Genomic DNA, 5377 nt, shown 5'->3' with positions numbered 1-5377 from the left:
TTGGGTCATATGACTCCTATTGAGAAACTCCGATGGTGGCAAACCGAGCGACCAGAGCTTTTCATTTCAAGGGTAGATAATGTCACGGGTCTTGACACTGCACCTACTGCCACTCGTTGTGGCTACAGCACTCACGGGTTGTCTGTCAACAGCGCCCAAAATCGGGGATGAAAGCGCAAAAACCAGTGCTACCGGCGCTGCTGCGGGGGAATCGGCGCAAAATGTCAATAGCCAATTGGAACGGTGTGACCGGCCTTTTGGGACCGTTGCTCTGGTTGAAAACCAGGATGCCCCCTGGTATCTGACACTGCGCGAACACAAACTCGGCTCAACGATCCCTGTGCTGCGACTTCTGGTTCAGCAAAGTAACTGCTTCATCGTTGTCGACCGCGGTCGTGCCATGAACAACATGGAGACGGAACGGCGGTTGCGCGATAGCGGCGAATTGCGCCGCAATGCCAACTTTGGTAAAGGGCAGATGGTAGCAGCCGATTACTCGATTACCCCAGAAATCATTTTCGATCAGAAAGGAACGCAGCAGTTGGGGGCTGCCGTTGGTGGGGTCGCTGGGTTGCTTCTGGGCGGTCTCCGCACCAACGAAGCGGCGACAGTTTTGCTCCTCACCGATAACCGTTCTGGTGTTCAAGTTGCCGCTGCCGAAGGGAGCGCAGCCAACACCGACTTCGGATTAGCCGGCCTTGCCAGTTTGGGGGGAGCGGTGGCAGGGCTTGGTGGTTACGGTAACACACCGGAAGGCAAGGTGATCGTTGCCGCGTTCATCAATGCCTACAATCAGATGATTCAGGCGCTTCGCAGCTACACGGCGCAAACGATGGGCGACCGGGGTTTGGGAACCGGGGGACGCTTGGCAGTGGATGGTGCCCCAGCGACAACCTCTGAAGCGCCTATGAGTCTCAAAGAAGCGCAAATGCGGCTCAATCGACTTGGTTATGACGCCGGCACCCCAGACGGCAAAATGGGCGCTAAAACGGTGCAAGCGTTGCGGGCGTTCCAGCAGGCCAACGGCCTACCGGTTACCGGTAAGCTCGATGCAGCAACACAAAACGCGCTGCGTCAGTAATTTACTTACCGAGCGGAATCAGCAAATGCGCGGGAGCGGATCGGCATGGAGCCAATCAAGGAGCCGCATCCCGCCAAAGAGGGTTCGCATTTGCACCAATGCATACGGATCGGCGACCACTTCCCCGATCCGCGCCGCATGGCGTCCCAAAGGATGGGCGCGCATCGCCGCCAAAAGCGGCTCGCTCGCCTCCGGCGGGCAGACAACGAGCACTTTCCCTTCATTGGCCAAATGCCACGGTTCGATCCCGAGGAATTCGCACGCCCCAGCCACTTCGTCCCGCACGGGAATCGCCGCTTCATCAAACACCATCCCAACGTTTGCGACCTGCGCCATTTCGTTTGCGGCAGCCGCCAGCCCGCCCCGCGTCAGATCCCGCATCGCACGGATCGGCGCACCCGTTTCGCGCATCGCGGCAATCAACGGGGTGAGCGCGGCACAGTCCGATTCGACCGGTGTCGCCAACGGTACCGCTTGGCGGGCCGCCATGATCGCGATCCCATGATCCCCCAGGGTACCGGAAACCAGAACGTGGTCGCCCGGCTGGATCGCGCGCGCACCCCACGTTTGGGTTGCTGGCGCAACGCCCACACCCGTCACCGCCAGATAGAGCCCATCCCCTTTACCCCGTTCGACCACTTTGGTGTCGCCCGCAACGATCGCCACCCCCGCCGCTGCGGCCGCCGCCGCAACGTTTTGCACCACCCGCTCGAGCGTCGCCAAGGGCAAACCCTCTTCGAGCAGCACACCAATGGTGAGGTACTTCGGGGTCGCGCCGCGCACCGCCAGATCATTGACGGTGCCATTCACCGCCAGTGTCCCAATGTCGCCCCCAGGGAAGAAGAGCGGCGTGACCACATGCAGATCGGTGCTCACCACCGGCACCATCCCTTCGGCAAGCGCCGGGAGCACGGTGGCGTCCTCTTGCTGCGCCAGCCATTCGTTGTGCCAATGGCGCGCAAAAAGCGCATCGATCAATTGCGCCGTTGCCCGGCCACCTGCGCCATGGGCAAGCGACACCACGCCATTGGCGATGTCGAGCGGGGTTCCGAAAGGTCGTCTGGCCATTACACCTCCATGAAGAGCGATTGCCGCAGCGCACGATTCGGTGCACCTTCGCGTCGATAGCCCACCTGCCGATGACGCGCAAGGTGGAGCGGGGTCCAAGAGTGGGGCGTGCGATGGACGAAATGGTAGCGCGCCACATGGTACGCGGGGTCGAACCCATAGAAATTGTTCGCCATCGCTTCGAGTTCGTGGCGGCGATATTCCGCAAGCGGGCGCACGGCTTCGTCGGCCGCGCGCAAAGCGGCTTTGCGGGCCAGGAAGGCAGTAACCGCTGCGGCATCGTCTGCCAGCCGCTGCGCCTCTTGCCGCACCGAAGCCGCGAAACCGTCACTGGGAAGCACCGCGTCGTAAAACCCGAGCGCAACCGCCTCTTCACCCAAGATAGGCAAGCGATGCGCCATCAGTTGCGCAGTCCCCGCATCGCCCAGCCGCTTGGGCAAGAGGTAGGTCCAAAATTCCGAACCGTAGAGATTGCCCATGTTTTTGTAATGCGGATTGAGCACCACGCCCTGACGGACCCAGACGAAATCGCACGCACGCGCGAGAAAACAGCCGCCTGCCGCTGCGTTCCCTTCCAGTGCCGCAACGGTGATCTGTCCCGAATGGCGAATCAAGGCTTCCGCGACATCGTCGATCGCTTCGATGTTGGCCATCGACGCGTCGGCGGGGCGCTCCGCTGCTTCGATCACGTGGAGGTGGATCCCGTTGCTCCAGAAACCGGTTCCTCCAGCCAATACCAAAACCCGTGTCGGGCGGGCAAACGCCCACCGCAACGCAGCCAAAAGCCGTCGACACTGTGCGGTACTCATCGCGCCGTTATAGAACCGGAACGTCAAGAACCCGACCGCCCCGGTTTCACGGTAGGCGATCTCCTGCCAAGTCGGCTGGGACGCTTCCCAATAACCATTCCCCGGAATCTCCGGATACGCCGCGGCCTCGGGGAACGCAACCAGCGCGGGCAGCTTCACCCCCCCTTCTTGCCGCACCTGACCGACCCAGACCGCCCCGTCGCGGGTCGCGACCAACAGCGCTTCGTCACGCCGTCCGATCACCATACCCGGCTCGGCACGATGCGCTTCCGCTTCCGGATGCAAGTCGAAGAGACGACAGCGTTTCCCCAGAAGCGGCGCGACCACGCCCGGCGCGCCGTCGGAAGCGTTCGCGAGCCGCAAAATGGCTTCTGTCGTCGTCGATGCCCAATCGATCGTGCGCTGCGTTGCCGTCAATGCCGGACGAAAAACGCCTCTTGGGGCCGGTTCCGGCACTTCGCCCCGCGCCAGCCGCGCCAATGCCTCGCGAACCGCGTCCACCGCCGCCTCCGTGACTTCACGACGGTAGAGATCGGCTTTGCGCGCCGGCCGCATCGCGAAGGTGCGGTACGCCCAGATCGGCCCGGCGTCGTATTCGGCCACGGCTTGAAGCACCGTCACACCCCACGTGGGTTCCCCGCGCAGGATCGCGTGGTCGAGCGCGTTTGGCCCTCGGTCACCCGGCGGCCCAGGATGGACGATCAGCGTCGGCACCTGCCGCCACACTGTTTCCGGTACTTTACGTTTGAGGAACGGCGCGACGATCACTTCCGGTTGCCAGAGCGCCACCGCCTCTTCGGTCACTGCGTCGCTGATGTCGAACTCGACGCTCACCTCGTGACCGTCACGGCGCAATTCGGCGTGGATCCGCTGACTCAAGCTGTTGAACGCATGGACCAAAAGCAGGATACGCATCACACCTCCTCGGCTTCGACTGCGGCGCTGCGCTCCTGGAAGCGACCGTAGTGGTAGTACGCCGCGCACGCCCCTTCGGACGAAACCATGCACGAACCAAGCGGCGTTTCCGGCGTACAGGCCTTGGCAAAGAGCTTGCAATCCCGCGGCGATTTGTGACCGCGCAGGATCGCCCCGCATTCACACGCCGGGTGATCGGAGATTTCCGGTGCCGGGATCGCAAATCGCGCTTCGGCGTCGAACTCGGAAAATCCTGCGCGGATACGCAATGCGGAATAGGGCAATACCCCCAAACCTCGCCACGCGAAGGTTTTCCGCAATTCGAAGACCTGCGCCACCAGCGCCTGCGCTTTGCGGTTCCCGTCGCGCGTCACCGCGCGGGTATATTGGTTTTCGACTGCCGCACGCCCCTCATTGACCTGACGCACCAAAAGCAGCAGCGCGTGCAGCACGTCGAGCGGCTCGAACCCAGCGATCACGACCGGCTTTTGGTACTCTTCCGCGAAAAATTCGTAAGGACGCGAACCGATGACGACGGAGACGTGCGCGGGGCCGACGAAACCGTCGAGTTGCGCGCTTCCCCATCGCCGCGCCTCGCTCGACTCCAGGATGCTCATGATCGCCGAGGGGGTCAGCACGTGACAACAGAGCACGGAAAAATTTCGCACCCCCTTGGCCTGTGCCGCCAAAATCGCAGCCGCGGTGGGCGGCGTGGTCGTCTCGAAACCGATCGCGAAGAAGACCACCTCGCGTTGCGGGTTGGCTTCGGCCAACGCCACCGCTTCCAATGCGGAGCCGACCATGCGCACGTCCGCTCCCTGTGCCTTCGCCGCCAAGAGCGATTCTCCTTTCCGGGCCGGGACGCGCAACACGTCGCCATAGGCGCACAGCGTCACATTCGGCTGTTCCGCGATCGCAATCGCTTGCGCCACGCGTCCCGGAGGCAATACACAGACGGGACAGCCCGGACCGTGGATCATCCGCAGGTTGGGGGGCAACAGCGCCGGAATGCCGTAGCGCGCGATCGCATGGGTATGGCCACCGCAAAACTCCATGAACCGGTAGGTGCGGTTCGGATCGACCTCGGCGGCGATCTGCCGAGCAAGCGATTGCGCCAGCTTGGGATCGCGAAACTCACGGATGAAGCGAAGGCCCGCCATCATGCCGCTCCGGTTTGCCACTCAGCCATCAGCGCAAGGGTGCGTTGCGCCTCTTCGGGATCGAGCCGGGTCAAAGCGAAACCGACATGGACGATCACGTAATCGCCCACGGCCACCTCATCCAAAAGCGCGGTGCTCACCACCTGTTTCGTTCCGCCGACCACCACTTCTGCCTGCCCGTCAGGCAAAAGCGCAACCACTTCTGCGGGTATTGCCAGACACATCGCCTGTTTCCTCTCTGCTAGATGTCAAGACCCGTGACATTATCTACCCTTGAAATGAAAAGCTCTGGTCGCTCGGTTTGCCACCATCGGAGTTTCTCAATAGGAGTCATATGACCCAAA

At 62.3% G+C, this 5377-nt stretch carries 5 protein-coding genes and 1 pseudogene; 1 reads left to right on the top strand and 5 read right to left on the bottom strand.

Features of this window, described 5'->3' with window-relative positions; genetic code table 11:
• Nucleotides 1-118: 118 nt before the first annotated feature.
• Nucleotides 119-1081, top strand: coding sequence for a peptidoglycan-binding protein (locus KUL93_RS10955; RefSeq protein ID WP_346731692.1), 963 nt, complete (start codon nt 119-121; stop codon nt 1079-1081).
• 18 nt (nt 1082-1099) lie between these two features.
• Here KUL93_RS10955 and hypE read toward each other — a convergent pair whose 3' ends face one another.
• The 5 genes and pseudogenes from hypE to KUL93_RS10930 all read right to left on the bottom strand — a co-directional run.
• The gene (hypE, locus tag KUL93_RS10950) at nt 1100-2149 is read right to left on the bottom strand and encodes a hydrogenase expression/formation protein HypE (protein WP_217127074.1); all 1050 of its coding nucleotides are present in this window, start codon (nt 2147-2149) and stop codon (nt 1100-1102) included.
• Nucleotides 2149-3873 (bottom strand): enoyl-CoA hydratase-related protein, encoded by a 1725-nt coding sequence (locus KUL93_RS10945; protein WP_217127073.1) that lies wholly within the window; start codon nt 3871-3873, stop codon nt 2149-2151. The genes hypE and KUL93_RS10945 overlap by 1 nt, the downstream gene beginning before the upstream one ends.
• On the bottom strand, nt 3873-5036 hold the full coding sequence (gene hypD / locus KUL93_RS10940; RefSeq protein WP_217127072.1) for a hydrogenase formation protein HypD: 1164 nt from the start codon (nt 5034-5036) through the stop codon (nt 3873-3875). The genes KUL93_RS10945 and hypD overlap by 1 nt, the downstream gene beginning before the upstream one ends.
• Nucleotides 5033-5257 carry a HypC/HybG/HupF family hydrogenase formation chaperone gene (locus KUL93_RS10935; RefSeq protein WP_119335380.1) on the bottom strand — a complete coding sequence of 75 codons (225 nt, stop codon included), beginning with the start codon at nt 5255-5257 and terminating at the stop codon, nt 5033-5035. The genes hypD and KUL93_RS10935 overlap by 4 nt, the downstream gene beginning before the upstream one ends.
• A gap of 17 nt (nt 5258-5274) precedes the next feature.
• Nucleotides 5275-5377: pseudogene (locus KUL93_RS10930) on the bottom strand (IS481 family transposase); the annotation flags it as partial.

This window comes from Hydrogenophilus thiooxidans (assembly GCF_019049855.1).
GTDB classification, from domain to species: Bacteria; Pseudomonadota; Gammaproteobacteria; order Burkholderiales; family Rhodocyclaceae; genus Hydrogenophilus; species Hydrogenophilus thiooxidans.
The sequence above is the reverse complement of the archived record's forward strand: the minus strand, read 5'-3'. Positions and strand labels throughout refer to the sequence as shown.